Annotated in this window: 21 protein-coding genes; 6 read left to right on the plus strand and 15 right to left on the minus strand. The window is 70.1% G+C overall.

What is annotated here, in order from left to right:
* Positions 1–123: 123 nt before the first annotated feature.
* Positions 124–312 carry a DUF397 domain-containing protein gene (locus HJC40_RS43800; protein ID WP_250009777.1) on the minus strand — a complete coding sequence of 63 codons (189 nt, stop codon included), beginning with the start codon at positions 310–312 and terminating at the stop codon, positions 124–126.
* Between the two features lie 72 nt (positions 313–384).
* A complete protein-coding gene (locus HJC40_RS43805) occupies positions 385–1284 on the minus strand; it encodes a LysR family transcriptional regulator (RefSeq protein WP_250009778.1) in 900 nt (299 codons plus the stop codon).
* 124 nt (positions 1285–1408) lie between these two features.
* On the opposite strand from HJC40_RS43805, the gene HJC40_RS43810 reads away from it, so the two are divergent.
* A complete protein-coding gene (locus HJC40_RS43810; protein ID WP_250009779.1) occupies positions 1409–2407 on the plus strand; it encodes a hypothetical protein in 999 nt (332 codons plus the stop codon).
* Positions 2408–2418: 11 nt separating this feature from the next.
* Here HJC40_RS43810 and HJC40_RS43815 read toward each other — a convergent pair whose 3' ends face one another.
* Positions 2419–3030, minus strand: a complete 612-nt coding sequence (locus HJC40_RS43815) for a DUF4865 family protein (RefSeq protein WP_250009781.1) — start codon at positions 3028–3030, stop codon at positions 2419–2421.
* A gap of 9 nt (positions 3031–3039) precedes the next feature.
* Entirely contained in the window at positions 3040–3582 is a 543-nt protein-coding gene (locus tag HJC40_RS43820) for a TetR/AcrR family transcriptional regulator (protein ID WP_250009782.1), read from the minus strand.
* A 305-nt stretch (positions 3583–3887) separates the two neighbouring features.
* Here HJC40_RS43820 and HJC40_RS43825 point away from each other — a divergent pair, with 305 nt between their 5' ends.
* Entirely contained in the window at positions 3888–4616 is a 729-nt protein-coding gene (locus HJC40_RS43825) for a GAF and ANTAR domain-containing protein (RefSeq protein WP_250009783.1), read from the plus strand.
* Between the two features lie 117 nt (positions 4617–4733).
* Positions 4734–5384, plus strand: a complete 651-nt coding sequence (locus HJC40_RS43830; protein WP_250009784.1) for a GAF and ANTAR domain-containing protein — start codon at positions 4734–4736, stop codon at positions 5382–5384.
* A gap of 63 nt (positions 5385–5447) precedes the next feature.
* Here the strand turns inward: HJC40_RS43830 and HJC40_RS43835 are convergent, their stop codons facing one another.
* The 4 genes from HJC40_RS43835 to HJC40_RS43850 form a co-directional block, all read right to left on the minus strand.
* Complete coding sequence (locus HJC40_RS43835) at positions 5448–5927, minus strand: hypothetical protein (protein ID WP_250009785.1); 480 nt, start codon at positions 5925–5927, stop codon at positions 5448–5450.
* A 177-nt stretch (positions 5928–6104) separates the two neighbouring features.
* Positions 6105–6404, minus strand: a complete 300-nt coding sequence (locus HJC40_RS43840; RefSeq protein ID WP_250009786.1) for a DUF5994 family protein — start codon at positions 6402–6404, stop codon at positions 6105–6107.
* A gap of 300 nt (positions 6405–6704) precedes the next feature.
* A complete protein-coding gene (locus tag HJC40_RS43845; RefSeq protein WP_250009788.1) occupies positions 6705–7151 on the minus strand; it encodes a DUF5994 family protein in 447 nt (148 codons plus the stop codon).
* A 158-nt stretch (positions 7152–7309) separates the two neighbouring features.
* Positions 7310–8143, minus strand: coding sequence for an ATP-binding protein (locus HJC40_RS43850; RefSeq protein ID WP_250009789.1), 834 nt, complete (start codon positions 8141–8143; stop codon positions 7310–7312).
* Between the two features lie 557 nt (positions 8144–8700).
* Here HJC40_RS43850 and HJC40_RS43855 point away from each other — a divergent pair.
* Complete coding sequence (locus HJC40_RS43855) at positions 8701–9840, plus strand: glycosyltransferase (protein WP_250009791.1); 1140 nt, start codon at positions 8701–8703, stop codon at positions 9838–9840.
* Positions 9837–10889: a glycosyltransferase gene (locus tag HJC40_RS43860; RefSeq protein WP_250009792.1), complete on the plus strand. Its 1053-nt coding sequence runs from the start codon at positions 9837–9839 to the stop codon at positions 10887–10889. Before HJC40_RS43855 ends, HJC40_RS43860 begins: the two co-directional genes overlap by 4 nt.
* Before the next feature lie 74 nt (positions 10890–10963).
* On the opposite strand, the gene HJC40_RS43865 is transcribed toward HJC40_RS43860, so the two are convergent.
* The gene (locus tag HJC40_RS43865) at positions 10964–11452 is read right to left on the minus strand and encodes a hypothetical protein (protein ID WP_250009793.1); all 489 of its coding nucleotides are present in this window, start codon (positions 11450–11452) and stop codon (positions 10964–10966) included.
* A gap of 580 nt (positions 11453–12032) precedes the next feature.
* Between HJC40_RS43865 and HJC40_RS45935 the strand changes: the two genes are divergently transcribed.
* On the plus strand, positions 12033–12161 hold the full coding sequence (locus HJC40_RS45935; protein ID WP_284044588.1) for a hypothetical protein: 129 nt from the start codon (positions 12033–12035) through the stop codon (positions 12159–12161).
* Positions 12162–12306: 145 nt separating this feature from the next.
* On the opposite strand, the gene HJC40_RS43870 is transcribed toward HJC40_RS45935, so the two are convergent.
* The 6 genes from HJC40_RS43870 to HJC40_RS43895 all read right to left on the minus strand — a co-directional run bounded on the left by HJC40_RS43870 (position 12307) and on the right by HJC40_RS43895 (position 22865).
* Complete coding sequence (locus HJC40_RS43870; protein ID WP_250009794.1) at positions 12307–12594, minus strand: hypothetical protein; 288 nt, start codon at positions 12592–12594, stop codon at positions 12307–12309.
* A 97-nt stretch (positions 12595–12691) separates the two neighbouring features.
* Complete coding sequence (gene nagA / locus HJC40_RS43875) at positions 12692–13858, minus strand: N-acetylglucosamine-6-phosphate deacetylase (protein ID WP_250009795.1); 1167 nt, start codon at positions 13856–13858, stop codon at positions 12692–12694.
* A gap of 45 nt (positions 13859–13903) precedes the next feature.
* On the minus strand, positions 13904–14293 hold the full coding sequence (locus tag HJC40_RS43880; RefSeq protein ID WP_250009796.1) for a hypothetical protein: 390 nt from the start codon (positions 14291–14293) through the stop codon (positions 13904–13906).
* Between the two features lie 225 nt (positions 14294–14518).
* On the minus strand, positions 14519–15802 hold the full coding sequence (locus HJC40_RS43885; protein WP_250009797.1) for a hypothetical protein: 1284 nt from the start codon (positions 15800–15802) through the stop codon (positions 14519–14521).
* Between the two features lie 100 nt (positions 15803–15902).
* The gene (locus HJC40_RS43890) at positions 15903–16604 is read right to left on the minus strand and encodes a HEAT repeat domain-containing protein (protein WP_250009799.1); all 702 of its coding nucleotides are present in this window, start codon (positions 16602–16604) and stop codon (positions 15903–15905) included.
* Positions 16605–16616: 12 nt separating this feature from the next.
* A complete protein-coding gene (locus tag HJC40_RS43895; RefSeq protein ID WP_250009800.1) occupies positions 16617–22865 on the minus strand; it encodes an RHS repeat-associated core domain-containing protein in 6249 nt (2082 codons plus the stop codon).
* Positions 22866–22953 lie beyond the last annotated feature (88 nt).

The following is a 22953-nucleotide window of genomic DNA, read 5'->3' on the forward strand; positions in this document are numbered from 1 at the left end:
TATCACCTACCGTTTGCGCTGGTAAAACCGGCGACGCCGTCACTAGGCAAGGGCCAGATGAGCCGCTACCCCCGCCGCCTCAGCCTCGAGAATCAGCCATGATCACGAATGGCGGCTGCCATACTAGATGTCGAACTCACTCTTGCGGACGCCGTCGAGGAAGGCTTCCCACTCACCGGCGGTGAAGACCAGCGCGTCAGCGTCCGGGTTCTTGGAGTCCCGAACGGCGATCTTGCCCGGCACGTGGTCACGTGAGACTTCAACGCACTGACCGGACTGGCTCGATCGAGTGCTTTTCTTCCAGGTGCTCATGGCGTACTGCCCTTCTCGATGATCTTCAGGCGCTCGCTGATCATGCGCTTGGCGCTTTCACCGGTCAGTCCATCATGTTGATGGTGCCGTGCCAGTCGTGCGCGCGCGGGAGGCGGCGGGGTGGCGGAAGCTGCCGGCGGCGATGTCGACGAAGGAGTGGATCAGCGGGCTCGGGTCGGCGGCTCGCCAGGCCAATACGAGACGGTTGGGCTCCCGGTCGGTGGCGCGCACGGTGGTCAGCCCGGCCGGCAGGATCTGGTTCACCGGCGCGAGGGCCGTCAGGTCGTCCCACAGGACCGACTGCAGGCACTCCTGGATCGTCCGGACCTCGGGGTGCTCGGCGTCCGGGGCCGGGCCCGTCCAGTAGGCGATCCAGGCCGGGTCGGCCGTGCTCGGCAGCCGCACCCATCGGCGGCCGGTCAGCGACCCGACCGCCACGGACGCCCGCCGGGCCAGGTCGTCGGTCTCGGCCACGACGACCCCGACCGGCTCACGGTCGAGGGTGTGCGTGCGCAGACCGGTGGTGTCGAACGGCATCCGGGTCAGCGCGACGTCGACCACCCCGGACCGCAGCCCGGCCGTCGGGTCGGTCAGGTCGAACTCGTGCACGCCGACCGACACGTGCGGATGGGCGCGGCGGAACGGGGTGACGAGCCGCGTGCCGACCAGGTCCGCCGTGTCGGCGAGGGAACCGATGGTGATCCGGGGGCGGCCGCCGGCCACCCGTACCCGGGCCGTCAACTGCTCGGCCCGTTCGAGCACCGCCCGGGCCTCGATGTAGAGCGTCTCGCCGGCGGCGGTCAGGGTGACGCCGGTCGGTGTGCGTTCCAGCAACCGGGTGCCGAGGTCGGCCTCGAGTTGCCGCATGGCCCGGCTCAACGGCGGTTGCGTCATGTGCAACCGGGCCGCGGCGCGCCCGATGTGCCGTTCGTCGGCCACCGCGACGAAGTACTTCAGGCCGCGCAGGTCCATGATCCCGACCATACCTTCGCGGTATCGAGCCGGCCGAACAGGACTTGGACGCCACGACGTCGACCGCCCGACGATGGAGCTGCGCTCGGCACCTGACCGTCGGGCCACCCACGAAAGGACTGTCATGTCCGGCATCCCGCTGAAGGTCGGCGTCTTCACCTACGAGCACACCGAGCCCCTGTTCGACGACCGGGTCGCCATCGACGGCGTCGACGCGGAGCTGCACACCTCGCCCCTCATCTCCGACCTGTTCGAGCAGATGGCGACCGGGCAGCTCGACATCTGCGAGTTCGGCCTGACCTACCTGCTGCGGACGTTCGACGTCGAGGAGCCGCCGTTCCTGGCGCTGCCGATCTTCCCCAACCGCAATTTCCGGCACGAGGCCCTGTTCGTCAACGTGGACAGCGGCATCGACAAGCCCGAGGACCTCGCCGGCAAGACCGTCGGCGAGTTCGCCCTGTGGGGTCACGACGCCGGCGTCTGGTTGAAGGGGATTCTCGCCGACGACCACGGCCTGCGGCCCGACCGGATGAGCTGGGTCGTCGGCGGCACCAACCACCCGATCCCGGCCTTCGGCTGGATCCCTCAGCCCGTACCGGAGGGGGTCGAGGTCCGGCACGCCGGTGACGGGCAGACGCTGTCGGCGATGCTGGAGGCCGGCGAGATCGACGCGCTGCTGTCGGTCGACGTGCCGCAGTCGTTGCTCGACGGGTCGAGCAAGAAGATCCGCCGGTTGTTTCCCGACTACGCCGCCGTCGAGCGCGACTACTTCCGGCGCACCGGGATCTTCCCGATGATGCATGCCGTGGCGATCCGCCGGGAGCTCGCCACCGAGCCCGGCCTGGTCGAGTCGGTGTACCGCGCGTTCGTCGAGGCGAAGCAGATCGTGCAGGACAGGTATCGCCGCGACGCGACCAAGCAGCACATGTCGGTGATCACGCCCTGGTTCAGCGACCTCTTCGCCCGCAACCGCGACCTGCTGGGCGAGGACTGGTGGCCCTACGGCCTGTCGGCCAACCGCACCGCCGTCGAGACGTTCCTGCGCTACCACCACGAGCAGGGCCTGTCGCGACGGCTGTGGACGCCGGAGGACATCTTCGTCCCCGAGCTCCTCGAGACCTGAGCCGGCGAGAATCAGCCTGCCGGGGCGAGCCGGTTCTCCACCCGGCCGGGCAGTTGCCGGCGTTCCGGGACGGCGGCGTGCAGCACCTGGAACACCTCGGCGGCGTCGGGAACGTGCTCGGGACGCTGTGCGTGGAGCGTGATGGTGACGAGCTCCCAGGTGCGCGGATCGATTCCGTACGCCCCCAGCTGCGCCCGCCCCACGCCGACGGCCTCGGACAGCTGAGTGTCGGTCGCGCGGGCAACCTCCACGATGTCGGTGTCCACCGCCGGCGAGCTTCTGCGCCGCACCGCGTACGCGGGAGGGTCTGGCCATGCCGTTGCCTGGTGGACAGTGCCGCCGACCCAGGTCTGCACGACCGGCCGGCCGAAGTCCCGCAGGATGGCGGTGAAGCCGGCACCCGACCAGAGGAAGGACGCCGCGCCGGCCGAGTCGGCCCAGAGATAGAACGGGGCGTACTGATTGACCGTGGAGCCGTCGACTCCGCGTCGGCGGATCAGGAACGCTTTCAACCCGAGCCCGGGGTACGCGTCGAGCAGGTGACCGGTCGCGGCGACCCGGTCGTGGATGATCCGCATGTCGTAGTCGGCGGGCAGGGTGATCTCGTACTGCATCGCCAGCATGGGTGTTCCTCAGTCCTTCGTCTGGGCCAGTCCGCGGAGGAGTCCGAGCAGGCCGCGGACGGCGGCGGTGAACCGTTCCTCGTCGAGCTCGGCCCGGGCCAGCACATATCCACCCTGGAGCGCGGACAGGATCGTCGCGGCGAGGTCGTCGGGGGCGATGCCGGAAGCGAGCTCGCCGCCGGCCTGCCCCTGCTCGATCACCGCGGCGATCGCCTGACGCACCTGGGCCAGGGCGTCCGCCACCGGCTGCCGCAGGGCCTGTTCCGCGGCCACCTCCGGGTCCTGCGTCAGACGGCCGATGCGGCATCCGCGCAGCACGTCACGGTCCCGCAGCAGGAACCGCTCGAGCCGCTCATAGGCGGTGCCGGGCCCGTCGAGAGCGTCCCGCGCGGCCCGCGTGAGAGTCTCGGCGTTCGCCTGGATGCCGGCCACCGCCAGCTCCTGCTTGCCGGTGAAGTGGTGATACAGGCTGCCCTGCCCGACCCCGGCGCGTTTCAGCACGGCCGAGGGGCTGGTGCCCACATACCCTCGCTCCCACAACAGGTCTGCCATTCCTTCGACCAGCCGTGTACGAGCGTCCTTCCCCGCCATCCCTGGTGACCTGCCTTTCCGCTTCCCGTTGCCGAGCGCCCGTCGCCTCTCCGCTGACCATACCTACTAGTACGTATGGCGGCAAGCGCCCGGCACGGCAGCACCGTGACGTGGCTGATCGCAGGCGTAGGGTGAAGCCGACAGGCGAAGGTTCGGACACGCTGCTGCCCCGGCCCCCGGCGGTTTCCAACAGTCAGGGAAAGGTGCAGCCATGACCAGCCGCACACACAGGACAGTCGCGCGCGGCGGATCACCCGGCGACCGTCGTGGATGAGCGCGCCGTCCGGGTGGCTCGCCTGGTCGCCGCGGAGCCGACGCGCGCCGGCGATCGCCGCGGCGTCGCGGGCACGCTGCGCCGGTTGTGCAGCGCCGCCGAACGGGAGCTGTCCGCCTCCGGCACCGGGGTCAGTGTGGTCGCCGGCAGCGAGATGCGGGGGGTGGCCGCGGTGTCCGGACCGGCCTACGAAGCACTCGAGGAGCTGCAGTTCTCCCTGGGTGAGGGTCCGTGCCTGGAGGCGATCGCCCGTCGCGAGCCGGTGCTCGTACCCGATCTCCTGGACGGAGCCATGCGGCGATGGCCCGGCTATGCGCCCGCGCTGTACGACAAAGGCGTGCGGGCGGTGTTCGCTTTCCCGTTGCAGATCGGCGTGGCCCGTCTCGGCGCCCTCGACGTCTTCCGGGACGAGGCGGGCTCCCTGACGTCGGCCGAGTTCCGCGACGCGTTGAGCTTCGCCGACGTGGCGGTGACGACGCTGCTCGACGGCCAGGCCGACGCGGTGCCCGGGGCGGCCGCCGACGGTCTGGACGACGAGGTGGTGGGGCAGCGGGCCGAGCTGTTCCAGGCTCAGGGGATGGTGGCGGTGCAACTGACTGTCCCCGTGGCCGATGCCCTGGCCCGGCTCCGCGCCTACGCGTACGCCGAGGACAGACCCCTGGGAGACGTGGCCCGCGACGTGGTGGCGCGTAGGATTTCGTTCGATAGCGGCCGGTCGTGACCGCTATCGACTGGTATCAGGAGAAGGGCGGTAAGCCGCTGTGACCACCATTTCCGCCGAGCGGCTCTCGACGTTGTTCGTTGACGTCTCGCCGACACGCTCGTCGACGAGTTCGACGTGGTGGAGTTCCTGCAGATGCTCACCCGCCGGGTGGCTGACCTGTTCGACACCGGCGAGGCCGGGCTGTTGCTCGCGGATCACCGCGACCGGCTGACGTTCATGGCCGCGTCGGACGAGAGCGCCCGGCTCATGGAGTTGTTCCAGCTCCAGTACGGTGACGGCCCTTGCCTCGACGCGTTCCGCACGGCCCGGCCGGTGACGAACGTGAACCTGGCCGCGGCAACGGAGAAGTGGCCCCAGTTCGCGCCCCGCGCCGCGCAGGCCGGGTTCGAGTCGGTGCACGCCTTCCCGCTGCGGCTGCGCAAGGAAGTGATCGGCGCGATGGGCGTGTTCGGCAGCACCACCGAGCTCGACGAGACGGACGCCCACATCGTGCAGTCGCTGGCCGACGTCGCCGTGATCGGCCTGCTGCAGGAACGCGCCATCCGCCGCGGCGAGGCGCTCACCGGCCAGCTGCAACGCGCTCTGAACAGTCGCATCGTCATCGAACAGGCCAAAGGCATCGTCGCCCAGGCCAGCTCCGTGACCCCCGACGCCGCGTTCGCGCTGATCCGCGACTTCGCCCGCCGCAACAACCGGCGCCTGAGCGAGGTGGCCGACACCATCGTCACCGGACTGCCGGACCTGCCCGACCTGGTCGGCGGCTGACCGCGCCGGATCACCGGCACCCCACACCCGGGCGGCGGGTGGCCGGCGTCGGACTGGTGCGGGTCAGGCGGTCGGAGCGTCGAACGGCGCCGCCGCGGTGCGATCCCGCGACGCCCGCAGGTCGCCGACCGGTCGCCGGAGCAGGGCCGCCATCTCCAGTTCGCTGTAACTGGGTCGCAGGCCCGGCACGGCCGCGTCCAGGTCCGGCTGGGCCATTTCCCGACGTGCCTCGGCGACGCGGCGCCGGACGATCCCGGTGATCCAGCTCGTGGCTTCGGCCTCCGGCGCGCGGTGGCACCCGGACAGCCACCACACCTCGACGTAACTGGAGGCGAGTATCTGACCGGACCGGATGTCGTCGGGAAAGTCCGCCAGGTCGGTGCGGACGACGTCGACCGTACGATCGAACAGCGCGACGAAGACCGGCACGTTGCCTCGCGAAATCAACTCGATCAAGGTGGAGTCGCTCGCCTGTTCGAGATTCTCGACGGCCCGCGTCAGCGGTCGAGGGTCGAGGGCGGGCTCACGACGGTTCCTGGTCATGGAAGCTCCAGAGCGGTGGGCCGTCAAGTGCCGCCGGGGTCCGGAGCGACGCGCTCGATGTCGACAAGCAGCACCGCGAACGCTACGACGTCGCGACGGCCGCCACCACCCAAGTCCTTCGTCCGGGGATCGATGCATCGCGTCCCACGGTGCGGGCGGTCCCGCAGGACCAACCCCCTACCGGGAAAAGCTGGGCGCGATGCGCAGGACGAAGGTCCCGCCGTCGACACAGCGGACGGTGATCATCGACGGCGGCTGATCGGCCAGATAGCCGAGGCTGACCGTGCGATCGGCCAGCACCACCTGATGCGGCCGGGTCGTCCAGCCGGCCGCGCCGAGCAGCAGGCGTGCCACCGGACCGCGGACCTGGTCGAGAGCCGGCATCAGGGAGCGCAGCTTCGCGCCCAGGTCCTGCGGAGCGGGCCACCAACCGCCGTCGTGCAGCAGGTGATGATTGCCGGCCGGCTCCAGCTCCACCCGCGGCGGATCGAGAGAACGGGCCGCATCGGGTCGGCTTTCCCAGGGTGTCACTGCTTTTCCCGTCGTCCGGGACCACCGCAGGCGCGGGCCCAGCCCGGCGGAACAGGCGAGACGAGGTCTGGTGAGGCCGTGGGGCACGCGGCCGTCGGCCACGCGCACCGGCCAGGGCCGGCACCGATGACGGCGTCATCGGTCGATCCCCACGGTACGCGCCCACCGGGGAGCGCGTACCGGCAGCCGACCAGCTTCGCGCCGTACCCGTCAGGTCCCGGCCGAATCGGGCCCCGTCGGGGACGGTCAGTTGTGCGCTATATCGGCGAGGAGCTCAGGCGTGTGGCGCTTGTCGGCGGGATCAGCGGCGGCGGTCAGCGCGTCGTCGGCCGACTTCGGGCTCGCGTCGGGCGGGATCACCAGGAGGTCGAAACGGTCGTCCCCGTAATCGGTCATGATGGTGATCAGCCCGGCCGGCTGGGAGGTGAACCAGCCGAGTCGCACGGCCCGGCCCCCGGTGCCGGCCCGCCGTGGATGCGGCAGGTCCCACTCGTCGCCGTTCACCAGCACGTGCGTGACGTCACCGCGGAGCCCGGCCAGAGCCGCTGTCAGCCCCGGAAGCTCGGCGACGACATCCGTCGAGCGCGGCCACCAGCCGCCGTCCAGCACCGTCGTGTGCGACGGATGCGGGTCCAGCCGCAGGCGTACGGCCTCGGTTGCTTGTGGGGTCTTGGTTGCGACGGTCTGCGTCATGATGGTGCCTCTCGTTGATGACCTCGGCGCCATAGGACCGGGCGTTGTGCGCGCTCGTCGGAGGACGTTGAGAAGCCGGTGCGCCTCAGGCTACGCGCTTGGGGCCTTCGGCGCGGGCCGGCCTCGGGCGGCGCACCGCAGACGGTCCTATGTGGATTTCACAGGCGCGGGTCCGCGGACAGCGTGGCCCAGACGACTTTGCCGCCGTGGGCCGGTATGGCCCCCCACGCCGCGGCGACCGCATGGATCAAGGCCAGGCCACGGCCCCGCTCGGCGGCCGGCGTCGGACGGACGAGGTCCGCCCCCATCTGCGGATAGCGGGTGTCTCCGTCCCGGACGGCCAGATGAAGCCGGCCGCCACGCCGGAACACGGTGACCACGAATTCGGTGGCGGCATGGTCCACGGCGTTGGCGGCCAGTTCGGAAACGATCAGAGCGGCGTCGTTGCGCAGATCGGACAGGTGCCAGGTGGCACAGGCCTGGGCGACCAGGTCGCGGGCGGCCCGCACCGACGTGGACCGGGGCGCCAGGCGGGCCTGCAGCCGATCGGTTCGTGACACCTTGCCGGCCATGGCGATGCGGGCCTGCGACATGCACGCGAACACCAGCGGTGCGGGCGTGTCCTGGTGCCGCAGCCGGTGGTCCAGCGTCGTCGCCGGGGGCGCACAGAACGCCAAGTGGGCGGGCGCCGGCCCGAGCCGCGCCGTCCGCTGCGCCGCCGACCAGTACGGCGCGCTCACCCCGTGCGCGTCGTCCACGCCGTGCACGTCCATGATGACCGCCTCGCACGGCCCGGCCAGACACCGCCGCAGGCCGGCGGTGACCTGATTGCCGAGCTGCTGTGACCACCCGCCGCGCACCGTCATCTCGACCACCGTGGTGCTGGCGTCGGCGGTGACGCTCACCGACACACCGCGATCGTGAGTCCCGGTGGTGACGAAATACGGAGGCCGGAGCGGCTGCAGCCACTCGCGCCGTTGCACGGCCGTCATCCTCGGCTCCCGGCGACGGCGCGCGGCCAAGCGTCGAGACTCCCCGGGTGCGGGTGCGGACGGATACCTCGCGCTACGACAAACACCAGTTGCTCCACCTCGACACGGTCACGACAAAGGACGCCGCCGAGGTCTGGAGCAGCAAGCGGCGGTGGAGTGCACACCGGCGCCGCTCCCAACGGTATACCGATCAGGCGAAGATCGCTGGTTGCGTCGACCGCACATGACCTGGGGCGCGGAGGACCTCGCGGCGGCAGGCGTACGCTGAGAACGTCGCTCCGGACTCTGGCGGCCTCACCGATCGCCGGCAGGGACTCCAGGAAGCAGACAATGACCGCATCGAAGGCGTTCGTGCTCGCCACGCTCCACCGCGAACCGGCTGCCTGAGAGCCGGTCCCCCGGAACCGTCGGCGTGGCCGATCCCGCCGCGAGCCTTTCCCGGGACCGACAGATCTCCCTTTTCGCAGGCTCCTCGTCGAGAGCGGGGTGAATCCCCTCCCCTCTCTCGCTCCGGCCGGCGATCGACGCTGCGGGCCGATGACCGAAAGGCACGGCACATGACCATCAGATACGGCTTCCTCAGCACTCACCCGCCGACCCGCTGCGGCCTGGCGACCTTCAACTCCGCGCTCGCCACTCATCTGGGCGCGGACGGCATACCGAGCGGTGTCGTACGGGTGGCCGCGAAGGGTGACGACCTGACCCCCGCACCCGGCGTGGTGCACACCTGGGCGGCGACCACGCCGACCGGCTGGCGCGACACCGCCGCGGTGCTCAACACCTTCGACGTCGCGGTCGTGCAGCACGAGTACGGCATCTACCCCGGCCGCGACGGTGGCGAGGTGCTGTCCGTGCTGCACCGGCTCAGCGTGCCGAGCATCGTCGTCCTGCACACCGTGCTGACCCACCCCACCCCGAGCCAGAAGTCGCTGCTCGAGCAGATCGTGGCCGCGGCCGACGCGGTCGTCACCATCACCAACGCCGCGTACGACCGCCTGCTCGCCGGCTACACCGTCGACGCCGCGAAGGTCTCCGTGATCCCGCACGGTGCGTCCGGCTACGGCGGCGTCGTGGCGCCCCGGCAGGGTCCGCCTCACCTGCTCACCTGGGGTCTGCTCGGACCGGGCAAGGGCATCGAGTGGGCGCTGCGCGGTCTGGCCCTGCTGGGCGACCTCGAGCCGGCGCCCGTCTACACCGTGGCCGGCCGGACCCACCCCAAGGTCGTCGAGAAGCACGGCGAGGCGTACCGGGCCGGTCTGCACCAGCTCGGCGCGGCCCTCGGTATCGCGCACCGGGTGCGCTACGACTCGGCCTACCTCGATGACGCGGCGCTCGGCGCGCTCATCCGCTCCGCCGATGTCGTGGTCCTGCCCTACGACTCCACCGAACAGGTGACCTCGGGCGTCCTGGTCGAAGCGGTGGCGGCTCGCGTCCCGGTCGTCGCGACCGCGTTCCCGCACGCCGTGGAGCTGCTCACCGACGGTCCCGGCCTGCTCGTGCCCCACCGCAAGCCGGTCGCCCTGGCCGCGGCGATCCGCAAGATCATCACGAAGCCGGCACTGGCCGCCACGCTGCTCGACCGCAACGGTCACGCCGGACCCGCGGTGGGCTGGCCGGCCGTCGCCCAGCGGTACCACGACCTCGCCACCACGCTGGCCACCGCCGGGGCCCGCCCGGTCGCCGTGGCCGGCCGGTGACCGTCGCCACGACCGTCGCGCCGAGACCCGGCCGGAGCGTTCCCAGTCCCACCTTCGCTCACCTGACCCGGCTGACCGACGACACCGGCCTCTTCGAGCACGCCCGCCACGCCACCGCGCGCCGCGAACACGGCTACTGCACCGATGACGTCGCCCGCGGCCTGGTCGTCACCAGCCGCGAGGCCACCCCGTCGGCCGAGGTGCTGCGGCTCGCGGAGTGCTATCTGGCCTTCCTCACGCACGCCCAGGACGATCAGGGCGCGTTCCACAACCGGCTCGGGTTCCACCGGCGCTGGACCGACCAGCCCGGCCTCGGCGACTGGTGGGGGCGCGCCCTCTGGGGCCTCGGCACCGCCGCCGCCCGGTGCCCGGTCCCGTGGATCCGCCGGGAAGCCCACCTCGCGTTCACCCTCGGCGCCTCGTGCCGGGCCACCGCCCCCCGGAGCATGGCGTTCGCCGCGCTCGGCGCCGCCGAACTGCTGCGCGCCGATCCCGGCGACGGACCGGCCGCGGAGCTTCTCGCCGACGCCGCCGCCGTCATCGGCCGGCCGAGCGCCGACCCGCGCTGGCCGTGGCCGGAGCAACGGCTGACCTATGCCAACGCGGCCCTCGCCGAAGCCCTCCTGGTCGCCGGCGACCTGCTCGACGACCCGCCGGTGCTGGATGCCGGCCTGCGGATGCTGACCTGGCTGCTGTACATCCAGATCAGCGACGGCCACCTCTCGGTGCTCCCGTCGTCGGGCTGGCAGTCCGGCGGTCCCCGGTTGCGGCACGACCAGCAACCGATCGAGGTGGCGGCCCTGGCCGACGCCTGCGCCACCGCCGCCGCCATCACCGGCGACGCGATCTGGCACACCGGCGTACGCCAGTCCGTCGACTGGTTCCTCGGCTCCAACGACATCGGCGAGCCCATGTGGGACCCGGCGACCGGCGGCGGCTACGACGGGCTGACCCTGCACGGACCCAACCTGAACCAGGGCGCCGAATCCACCCTGGCCCTCATCTCCACCCTCCAGCACCGGACCGGCCCGGCAGCGTCCCGCCGCTGACCCGACCCCGCTCAGCCCTCGCCCGGTCCCGCTCAGCCCTCGCCCGACTTCGCTCAGCCCTCGCCCGGTCCCGCTCAGCCCTCGTTCCGGAGCCGGCGGCCGAGCAGCGCGGAGACGTCGTGGGCGAGGGTCCCCAGACTCTCGCCCCGGTAGACGCCGGCGAGCTCGTCCAGCAGCCGGGTCACGGCCGTGACCTCGGCGGCGGTCAGCCGCACGGTCTGTCCCGCCGGCCGGTCACCGGCGAGCAGTTCGCGCAGCCGCTCGGCGTACTCGTCCCGGTTGAGCGGGTTGCCGGCGCCGTTCCGGGCGGTCGCCGTCGGACGGGGCGGGACCTGATCGGCCGCCGGGGCCGCGCTGAACCCGGCGTGTCCGGGGCAGTAGTCGGTCTGGCGGGCCGCATCCGAGGTCCAGCCGGCAGCGTGCTCCCGGGCCCACGATCGAGCGTCCGTGTCGTTGCGCCACGCCTCGGTCGGCGGCGGCTCCAACTGGATCGGGCATCCTGCCACGTCGCAACTGAGCACGACCCGCCGCAGCGTGCCTTCCCGGGACAAGTGAATGCTCAAGACCGCCCGCTCTCGTGGTCGTCCCACGGTGCGGCTCGAGGCATCGTGGCCCGACGGATCGGTCACCGCACCAGCGCGATGGTACCGCCGTCCGGCGCGAAATCCGTGATCGCGCGAGCACGCCTTTCGCCTCGGTGGCTTGACGGCACGACGGCCGTCCGGCTTCGCCGGTGGGCGAACTGCTGACGCCGTGGCGCCGTCGCCACGCCCGTACCCGCACAGACCACGCCAGGATCCGCGAGCGGTGGACACGCCACGACGAGGCCACGGAGAGTAGGTTGAACTTGTTCCGCTCTTCCGGCGCATCTCGCATCGGGAAACGCCGGCGGAGTCAACGGGAGACGCGACGACCTTCGTCCACCGGACGAGGTGGCGGCGACCCTCCGATCACGAAGCTCCACACCGGCCGGTCTTCCGAGGGCCGCGGCCCGCAGGGCTACCTCGCTCCGGCGAACCTCCGGTATCGATCCCGATGGCCGGCGTGGAGTGAACGGACAGGCCCGACACCTGACAGCCGGGATGATCCACCTGACGGCTCGCACGGGCCGGCCGGGGCACGCGCGAGATACGAGGAGCTCACATGGCTGAGAAGTCCGCGCACAAGGAAAACCGGAAGAAGCAGGCCAGCACCATCAAAGAGAAGCGCGCAGCGAAGAAGGCCAAGGTCGCGGAGAAGTCGGCCTCGCACATTCCGCCGACCAACCGCTGATCGCGAGCTTTCCCGGCGAGTCGAACGGCACGCTCACGAGCGTGCCGTTTCCCCGCCGGGCTCGCGAGCGGGAACGCAGAAAATCACCACATCCCTCCGGTCAAGGAGTGGATCCGGTGAGTTCACCTGCCCGGCGTACGCGGGATCAGAACGGGGGCGCGTCCTCGCCCATCAGCGCCAGCGTGACGCCGTTCTTCCCGGTCTTGAGACTCTGCACCACGACCTTGCCGGTGCTGCCGTCGGGCAGCTCCAGCGTGAAGGTCTTTCCGACGGCGTTCTTCGGGATGTTGCCCGGGCCGTTCGCGGGGCGGAAGTCACCCGCCCACGGCGGGACACCACCCTTGCGACTGGGCTCGGCGAAGAGCGCGGCAGTGCCGGGCGTCCGGGTGCCGTCGGCGGACAGAAGAATCGAGGCGCTGCGGTAAGTAGCCATATGTCGTAAGGCTATCCCGGATCGCGCTCCTTCGCGGGACGGGAACTACGCCTTAATGCAAAACCGCTCTCCGGTGATGTCGCTGCCGTACTCGAAATCACCGCGCCTCAGGTTCGTGCCAGGCGGACCCGAGGACGGGTCGTCCCTGGGCGATCACCTCGCGCACCCGCAGGTCGTCATCCAGCACGACCACGTCGGCGGCCTTGCCGGGGGCCAGGCTGCCGGTGTGATCGGCCATCCCGAGCAGAGCCGCCGGGGTGGTCGCCGCCGACCGGGCGACCTCGGTGATCGTCAGTCCGGTGACCCGGACCGCGTGCCGCACCGCCGCGTCCATCGTGAGGGTGCTGCCGGCCAGCGTGCCGTCGGTGAGCCGCACACTGCCGCCCTCGGCGATGACCGGCACCGGGCCGAGGCGATAGCGGCCGCTGGTCATCCCCGCGGCCGGAGTCGCATCGGTGACGAACGCGATCCGGTCCGGCCCGGCGGCGGCGACCGCGACACGGACGGCGTCGTCATGAACGTGGATGCCGTCGTTGATGATCTCGCAGGTGACAGCCGGGTCGGCCAGGGCCGCACCGGCCGGGCCGGGCTCACGGTGGTGGAACTGCCGCATGGCGTTGAACAGGTGGGTGGCGAGCCGCGCCCCGCCGGCGAACGCGTCGCGGGCCTGGACGTACGTCGCCTCGGTGTGCCCGACGGCGGCGATCGCCCCCGCCGCGACGACCTGCTCGATCAGCTCCATCCCGCCGGGCAGCTCGGGCGCGAGAGTCACCACGCGGATGTGGCCGCCACCGGCGTCGAGCAACTGCCGCAAGGCCGCCGGATCGGGCGCCAGCAGAAACTCGTGGTGATGCGAGCCGCGCTTGGCCGGATTGAGGAACGGGCCCTCCAGGTGGATGCCCGCGATGCCCGGCTCGCCGGCGTCCATCATCGCCGCGATGGTGGCGACCGCCGCGACCATGCGGTCCAGCCGATCGGTGACCAGGCTGGCCAGCGTACGGGTGGTGCCGTGGCGCCGATGGAAGGCGACCGCCCGCCGGATCTCGGCCGGGTCGTCGGTGGTGATCTGGGCCCCGCCGCCGCCGTGCATGTGCAGATCGACGAAACCGGGCAGCAACCATCCACCGTCGAGATCGACCACACGACCACCGGCCGGCGGACGGCCCCGGCCGACCGCTCTGATCAGACCGTCCGCGATCCTCAGCCACCCCGGATCCAGAACGACCGCGGGCGTGACGACCCGGCAGTTCATCAACGTGAGCACGTTGCCACCCTAAGGAGCCCGGGCCGTGTTCAGGCGCGGGCACCCTCAGGCCGACAGCACGTAGATCCGGGGGTTCAGCTTGCCGATCATCTGGTACACGCCCCACAGACAGTCCGTCAGCATGAATTCGTAGGCGACAGTGCCGAACCGCTCCTCGTACGCCGCACGGTTACGCAGCATCCGGGACACCCGCAGCAGCTGCTTGGAACTGGCGGCCACGCCGTCCTCCTCCAGGCGCTCGCGCGTCTCACCGTGCAGCTGAAGGCACTGCACGATGCTCAGCCCGGCCCCGGTGATCGCGGCCTCGAACCGTTGCGGGTCGAGGCTGGCGGAGTGGATCCCCGCCGGCGGCCACATGAACGCCGCCTCCGCCGGCGAAAGCCAGTCCGTGGCGGTCATCTGGAAGATCACCGCACGACCGCCCGGCTTGAGCACCCGGCGGAACTCGCCGAACACCGCGCTCCCAGTAGCTCTCACACTGCCCCGGCTCGACGTTCTCCACCCGTACGGCGCTGGTTCCCAGGAACGTCGGGACAAGCTCCCGCAGCCGGCGCGACACAGTTGCGAAGAGCGCCAGCTCGGACCCGGCGTCCTGGCAGGCCCGGAGCAGAGCCTCGATCCGGCCCGCCGGCGCACCCGTCGATCCGCCTGAAGCCGAGATCAGGGCTTCCGGCGGATCGTGTAGTGCAGCACCATGAACGGCAGCCCGTAGAGCGCGAACGCGTGCTCGGCCCGCAGCTCGCCGTTCTCGGCGAAGACGTCGAGGCGTTCGGTGAAGCCGGGCACCGCGAGCGTGGTCAGCTCCCGGGTCGCCGGGTCGATGTAGGTCAGATAGTGGCCCGGGTGCTCGAGCTCGCTGTGGCTGGTCAGCACCAGGCCGCCGCCGGCCCGGGGCAACGGCACCAGGGTGGCCGTGAAGCTGCCCTGCGGCACCGGGAACCCGACGCTCACATAGCCGCGGCCGGCGTGCCGGTACGTCGTGTAGATGCCGACGTAGATCGGCTCGTCGGTGTCGGCGAAGGACCGGATCCAGCCCCGTACGCCGATCACCCCGCTGCCGTGCGGGGTGATCGTGTCGATCCGGCTGCGGACACCGCGGAGAGTCTCGCGCTGGTTCATGGGCACGTTGGCCTGGCCGACCGGGCGGGCCACCAGCGTCCGGTAGAGCAGATAGCCCGGCCGCGCCCAGAGCCGCCACTCGGGCACGATGTCGAGCTGGAACCGGGTCGTCCGCTCGTAGAACTCGCGCACCAGCGGATCGACCCCGGCCGGATCGAACTGCGGACCGGCCAGGTCGTCGAGCGAGCCGACGATGCCCACGTCCGCAGCGTCCGCCTGGTAGCTGCCGCCGAGCACCTCGGCGAGCGTACGCACGTAGTCCACCCCGACGTAGCCGGTGCGCGCCTCCAGCGGAACCACGAACGGCAGGTCCTCGGCCGGCACCCGCTCGGCCAGCAGACTCACCTGCGCATCGCGGAACAGCAGCGCCGACACCAACCGGAACCCGACCACCGCACTGGCAGCAACAGCAGCCGGCGACGCCTCCCGGCCACCAGCCAATCGCCAGGCTGCCCCCACGGCGACCCCGACAACCGGGCCGAGCGCCACCTTCTGCGGCCGCAGCCCGAGCGCTCCGGCCACCGTTCCGCCGGCCAGCCCCACGACCACCGGGCCGGCCTGGGACACCCGGGCCCCGAGCCACCCGACCGGCGCCGCGAGCGCACCGCTCATCACCACCCGGGACCACCAGGGCGGAACCTCACCGGGCCGCTGCCGGGCCCGCGCCACAGCCTCGGTCGCGATCAGCCCGGCCGCCCCGGCCAGCGCCCCTGCCACCGTTGCCCGTGGGCCCCGGCGCCCGGCGATCGCTGCCCCGGCCACAGCCCCGACGACCCCGGCGAACGCCAGCCCACCGGCCCGCTCACCCGCCGATCTCTCCGTCATGGCCGCACGCTAACAGGCAGGCTCGAGACCCGGCTATGGGCTCGTTGGCAGGTAGCGGTGAAGAAGCCAGGAGTCCTTGGACCCCTGGCTTCAAATGCCGTCAGTTCAGGTACAGAGCCTTGTACAGCGGCCTGCTGACCCAATCGGCGAACCAGGTGGCGTCCAGTTGGGTAAATGATTCCGGTAGTGCGGGGTCGCTCGCCGGCCAGTGTGCGGTCAGCCAGCGTTGCTCGGCCCCGCGCAGCCGGTTCCAACGGGAGCGCAACAGGGCCACCACCGGCCGCTGCCTTTCCCAATCCGAGGCGGAGTGGCGGGCCAGGTACGCGGCCGCCGGCACGGCTCTTGACTGGGCAACCAAGACACGGTCTTCAAGATCGTGTTCGGGGTTGGGTGGCTGCTCGTCGAGGTATTGCCGGAGCCACTCCAGGACATCGGACCAGGCCCGGTCATCGCCCACACTGGCCAGGCCCTTCAATGCGTATCCCAGCATGTGGCGATCTCTATCATTCAGGCAGGCTCGCAGAACGTCCGTCGCCTCGACGCCCTGACGTTTCGTCAGGGCGACGACCGCCGTCGTCCGGACCTCGAGGGGGTCGTCCGGCTCGGCGATGATCTCCCGCAGGGCCGCGACACCGCCGGGGCCCTGCGCCTCGCCGAGCGCCGAGACGATCCCCGCCGCCTGATCCTCGTCCTGGACCGAGCCTAGGGCGGCGAGCAGCTCCCGCTCGCCGGAAGCCCCGGACCTGACCGCCTCGATGAGTGCCGCCTGGAAGGCGTCCTCGTCCTCGCTGAGCAGATTCACCAATCGATCCCGTCAGTACATGACATTCGGCAAGTCATCGTACACATAGTTGATCGTTATCCCATACTGCTGCTTGAGGTATTCGTCCTTCGCGGCCTGCTTGGAGTTCTTTCCAGCATTGCCGGATTTGGTCTCGATGTAGGTGTGGTTGCCGTTCTTGTCGGTGACCCTGATATCAAAGATTCGACTCTTTCCCTTTGGCAGGTCGAACGTCGTGGCAAGCGGGTCGGTGGCGTCAGTCACCACCCGGTATCCACGGTTGAGGAACGATTCGGCGATATGGTCTCGGTAGGAGTCACCGAGGAACTTGTTCCACATGGGCTGGTCCCACTCCTCGACCACGTGGACGTTGCTCAAGTCTTTCTTCAGCTTGATGTTCTTCAGCGGCCGGACCAGCCGGGTGCCCGGCCCAGGAATGAGTGCCAGCCCAGCGCCGATACCGGCGCCCCAGTTGTCACCGTACTTGTAGGAGTCCGCGATCAGATAGCCGTCCGCGACCGGGCCGACGAACGGCACCCAACTGGCCGCCTCCGCAGCGCCGCGCTTCTCCCAGTCGGAACACATTTCCACGAACAGGGGCTGGGCGCACATCTCGGCGAAACGCCGGGACTTGTCGGCCAGCAAGACCGGATTCTCGTTGGGGTTCGGTGTCGGTGAGGGAGTCGGCTGCGGCGACGGGGTGCCCTGGCCAGTGCCGCCGCCCGGGGCGGGCTGCGGGGTAGGGGTGGGTGTCCCGCCGCCGCCGGTCGTGCCGCCACCACCGCACGTGGTGCACGGTGTGCCACCGCCGCCGGCGAAACCGCCTCCGCCGCCGTCCTCCTTCGGGAACATCTGACCGGTCGGGTCGTTGCGGGTGACGGGGCTGTTGTTGCCGTACGCAAAGCCGTTCCACTGCTGGGGATCGGCGAGGTCCTGGACAGGGTCGACAGAGATGAAGCGGCCGATGCCCGGGTCGTACGCACGCGCGCCCAGATGCGTCAGGCCGGTGTTGTCGATCGTGCCGCCGACGAAGCCCCGGTTGTTGGGCCAGGCGCCGGGTGCGGTGCCCCGTGACGTTCCGTACGGCGTCTGGCGGCGCACCGTCGAGGCCTGGGTGGCGGCGCTGACGGCGACCAGCGCGGTGCCCTGGTGATCCGGCGACAGCCAGGTGACGCCGGATTTGGTTCGGGATCCGACTGTCGTCCCAGCGTGGGTGTAGTAGCGGGTGCACGATGTGGCGCCGGTGGAGTTGTTGTACCGGATTTCCTGGCCCGGCAGGTAGAGGGTGCGCCCGGACGGGTCCCGCTGGATGAGGCGGTTGCCCTCGGCGTCGTAGACGTAGTCGGTTCGGCCGCTGCTGGTGGTGGCCGAGTCGAGGTGTCCCTCCGCGTCCCACGTCATGGTCTGGGTGCCGGATGCGCCGTTCGGCCGGGTCAGGGTGTTGCCGGTGGCGTCGTAGCTGTAGCTGCCGGAACGAGCGCCGGAGGTGTTGGTGAGCGCGTGCGGGCGGACGGCGGTGGCGCCCGGCGCCGGGTAGGTGTAGTCGGTGACAGCGTCACCGGACGCGGAGTGGACGACCTCTTTGGCCCGATTGCCGATCTTGTCGAATTCCCAGTTGTGCCAGTACGGCGCGGGTCCACCAAGCTGTACGACCGCCGGGGCGACAGCGCAGTCACCGGCCGCCGGCGTCCAGGCCTGGGTCAGCCGGCGCAGGTGGTCATAGGTGAAGCACTGGTTGTCGTCAGCGTCGGGCGCCGTGTCGACGACCTTGGTGATGTTGCCGGCCTTGTCGTACTGGTAGGTGGTCTCGGATTGGATGTACGGCGCCACCTTGTCCCGGTCGGTGCGGATGCCGACCAGCCGGCCGGTCTCCAGCTCGCGGGTGTACTTGGTGAAGACGCGATTGCCCTCGCCTGTGCCCGTGTACAGCTTGACCTGGTCGAGCAGGCCGAGCGCGTTCCAGTCGGTACCCACCACGTACGGCTGATTGAGCGTGCCGTAGAGGCTGTCGACCGTGGTCGGCTGACCGAGGCCGTCGTAGCCGTAGCTGAGGGTCTCGGGTGCCAGGTCGGTGTTGGTGCCCGGGACGGTCGTCGACTTGACCGAGCCGTTCGAGTTGTAGGTGTTGTTGAAGTTGTATGTGCCGGCGAGCCCGGTCTCGGATTCGGGGATGACGATCTGGGTGTTGCCCGGCATGTAGTCGTCGTTGTAGTCGAGGATCCGGACTTGGTACGGAGCCGAACCCATGAACCGCGTCGACTGCGACAGCTTCCCGACGGCGACGGTGTCGTAGATCCACTGGGCGCGCATGACGCCGTTGAGTACATCGTCGAAGGCGGCGCGCTTACGGCCGAGCGGGTCGTAGAGGTAGGCGATCTTCTCGCCGCGCGCGTCGGTGACGGTCGCGACGTTACCGGCGTTGTCGTGGGTATAGGTCGTCTTGCCACGGTCCGGGTCGTCGATCTCGACCTGCCGGCCGCGGGCGTCGTACTTATACGTCCAGTCGTTGCCCAGCGTGTCGATGACCGCCGTCTGGTAACCCCGCGCGTCGTACTTGTAGATGGTGGCATCCCAGCTGCCCGCGGTGTTCGGCGTCGGCGAGGCACCGTGGTACTGGCGTAGCTGCACGGTCTTGCCGCGGGCGTCGATTGCCGTCGACGTCGCCGTACCGCCGGACGGCGGGGTAACGTCGGTGCGGTCGCCGCCGTAAGCGGTGGCGGTCCGCCACCGTTCGACGCCGTACGGCTGAAAAACCTCGGCGGTGACCCGGCCGGCGCCGTCATAAATCCTGCGGGTCTGGTTCGGTACGAACGCCCGATCGGTGGTCGCCAGCAGGGTCCCGCCCGGGCTGCCCGTGGTGTGGTACTTGCCGAAATCGAGGCGCGGCCGTCCCGCCGTGTCGTAGAACGTCTCGGTGATGATTCGCCCGGACGCCGGCGACGGCGACTGGGTCTGGCGCTGCCGCAGGAGGCCGTCGTAGAGGGTGTAGGTCGTGTTGTAGGCGCCCGACGCGTTCAACGTGGAGGTCGAGACCACCGACGGCACCGTGGTGTTGATGTCGTAGCCGAACCGCAAGTTCGGCGTCTGGGTGTTCTTGTTCCGACCCGGCTTCCACACCGCGGTGAGCCGGCCCAGGTCGTCGTACTCGCTCTCGGTGCGCTTGCCGTTGGGGTCAACCGTGGACAGTTGCGCGCCCCAGGCTGGCTCGTACGTGGTGGTGGTCTCGTGCAACATCGGGTTCGTGCTGAGCGTCGACGTGACCGGTCCGTCGGTGGCCGGGGTGTAAGCCGTCTTCGTCACGCCGCCGCGCTCGTCGGTGACCGAGGTGCCCCGGCCGTGCACGTCGTACGCGGTCTTGCCGGTCACGCTGAACGTGGGGGATCCGTTGTTCCACGCTGTCATGGTCTGGACCTGAGTGGACAGGCCACGGACCGGAGTCGCCTCGAACGCGAGGTTGTCGTAGGAGATCCGGGTCTCGCCGATCACCTGCTCCGCGGTCAGCGTCCCAGTGCTGGCGGAGCATTTCACCGCGTACCTCTGCGTGCGGTGCGCCTTGTTCAGCAGCCACGAGGTGGTGTTACGCGGGGAGTAGTCGAGTTTGGTGCACTGCTCGTCGCCGTCGACACCGTCCTGGCCGAGGTCGTCGATCTGAGCCGCCATACCGTACCCGTCGAAGGTGGTGACCTTCTTGGTAACCCGTTCACCGCGACCGCCGTCAAGCGTGGTGTGGTTGGTGGTGGTGCCGATGCCGACGAATCGAGCGGTCACCGTGTCGCCGTTGAGCGTGCGCGTCGCGGTCGGCGCGGACGCCCACGGCGTGTTCAGCACGCGGGACACCACGGCGCCATCCGGCCCGTTGAGGTTCTTCGTCTCCCGTGTTGTGCCGGCGTACCAGTCCTCGTCGGCGATGCCGTCGATCTGGACCGACTTACTACCGCCGTCGGCGTTCAGCCTGTCGCCGTTCATGCCGCGGAAGTAACGGGTCTCGCTGTAGGTCTGTCCCACGCCGTCACCGACCGTCACACCTACCCGGCCATAGCCACGGTAGTCCGACCAGGTCTTAAACTTCTTCTTGGTCAGCCCGTCATCATCGCTGTAGTGCCAAGCCGCGCCGTCGTAGTAGTCGTACCTGTAGATGACTCGCTCGCTGCCGTTGGGCGGCGCCCCACCGGTGTTGTCGTTCTCGAAGACGATCGTGACGACGTACTTGTTGAACCAGTCGGTGATCGGCTCTTCGTAGCCGTCCGGAACCCACCGCACCGGATAGCAGCGGGTGGTGTTCGAGGCAGGGCTGGGCTTCGCCCCGCCGGCAGCGCAGTCCTGGGTGGAGTACGCGACGCTGACCGAGCCGCCGTACTCGTTGCGGATGCGAGCGACGCGCATCCAGTTCATCGCCGGTGCGTGGTCGCCGATCCGGTCCACCCGGTTCGCCATCTGCACCGGAGTGAACTCGACATCCGGCTCACTGATGCCGGCGCCGACCAGGCCGGTGTGCGTCAGGTTGGACAACCACAGGCCGGCACGGCTGCCGTCACCCGGATCCGGGAAGGTGTGGGTGAGGGTCCAACGGTCGACATTGCGATACCCGCTGCCGTTGCGTACCTGCGTGGTGACCCCGGCCAGCCGCTTGGTGCTCCAGAAGGTCGGTGAGATGTTCTCGTCGTCACATTTGTCGCCGGTGCACTCCTGGTCCCATGGCACGTCCGGCCAGCGGGTGGCGTTGTGGGTGGCGCACTCTTCGAGGCAACGATCGTCGACGGCGAAGTCGACGCGGAACGGAGCCAGGGTGCTGTGCACCGAGTCGACGCCACCGATTCGCCGGGTGCCGTAGTCGACCCGGTCCAGCCACGAGTCGCGGTCGTAGGAAGCGGCGTCGTCAGCCTTGAGATTACGGCCATACTTGTTGGTTGCCTTCTGGTACCAGAACGACATCGAGTTGCCGGACAGATCGACGACGTAGTCGAGGTTCCAGCGCCAGGCCTGGGTGCAGTCGGAATCGGCGAATTCGGTGGCGCGGCAGGGCTCGTTCGGGTCGTTGCCGAAAACGGGAGCGGTCAAGGTCGAGTTGGTGAGCGGCTTGTTGGCGGCCCAACCCGGCAGCCGGTTGACACCGAACCAGTACTGGACGCCCTCGGTGGTGGTGACCACCCAGTACTCACCGTCGTTGTCGCCGTTGGTCGCGCCGGTCCTCCGCTCGATCCGGGTGCCGTCGTCACCGCGCAGGTGCCAGCGCTTCTCGGTGGCGTTGTAGATCAGCTCACCGGAGTGCCCGGAAAGAGCCAGCACCGCGTTGTCGGTCTCCCAGCAAAGGTCACCGGTCTTCTTGTCGTTGTTCGCGCTGCCGTTCATGTCGTCCGCGCAGGGCACGTAGCGGCGCTCGACGAATCCGCCCGCAGTGGCCTCGAAACCCTCACCGGCCCAAGAAGGCTGGTTGTTCGAGGCAGCGTGCCGCCCGTCAACCGACTGCGAGGAGTACGCGAGGCCGATCTGCGGCGCAGGACCACCAAGCGAGGGCGGCACGCGCATGGGGTGGTTCCAAGTGAAGTCGCCCATGTTGCCGCCGGACGACCACTTCGAGGACGGGCTCAGCGTGCTCGCCTTGAAATCGCCGGCCGGACCGGCGGGGGCCGCGGTGGCAGCTACCAGGGTCGAAGGGCTCGCCGTCGACACGTCGGCGGAAACCGTCCGGGCTGCGACGTTGTTGTCGGAGGCGAGCGGGGTGCCCGCACACTCCTGTTTCTCCGGCGTGGTCAGCGCACACGAGGGCAGGGTGACCAGCCGCAGCCGGCTGGACCAGTCGGCGCCGTAGGCCGTGGCGAACTGCCGGTAGTCGAGGGTGACCTCGGTCTTCGCCGAAGCGGCGACAGCGTCGACGCGATCCAGTCGCACGAGCACGCCGCGGACGCCGGCCCGCTCGGTCGCCGCACGGTCGAGGATCTCGGCACGCATCTTCGGCGAGGCGGACGCTTTCAGCCGTAGCGGAAAGTCGGTGGCCCGGCCGTCCGCCGGGAGGACCCGCGCCGCGGCAGCGGGCCACTTCGGCTCGGGCCGCGCCGTCGCGGACGGCAGCGGCTTCACCGCCGGCGCCGGGTCGATCTTCGCAGCCTTGACCGGTACGACGGGAACCGCCTTGGCCGAGGCCGGGGCGTACGGCTGGGGACCGGCAGCGCTCGCCGCGGGGGCTGATGCGAGCCCGGCCATCAGGGTGACCGCGAGGGACGCCGCCAGCACCGCGATGCGTCTTCTGAACAGGGATCTCGGGACAGGCGGGGATGTGGTCATCGGATGCTCCCGTGGCGGTGGAGGAAGGTCAGACACGTTGATGGCCTACGGCCGAGGGGCGGGCGATCGCCCGGCCCCCTTGCCGACT

The organism is Actinoplanes sp. M2I2, from assembly GCF_023544445.1.
GTDB lineage: Bacteria > Actinomycetota > Actinomycetes > Mycobacteriales > Micromonosporaceae > Actinoplanes.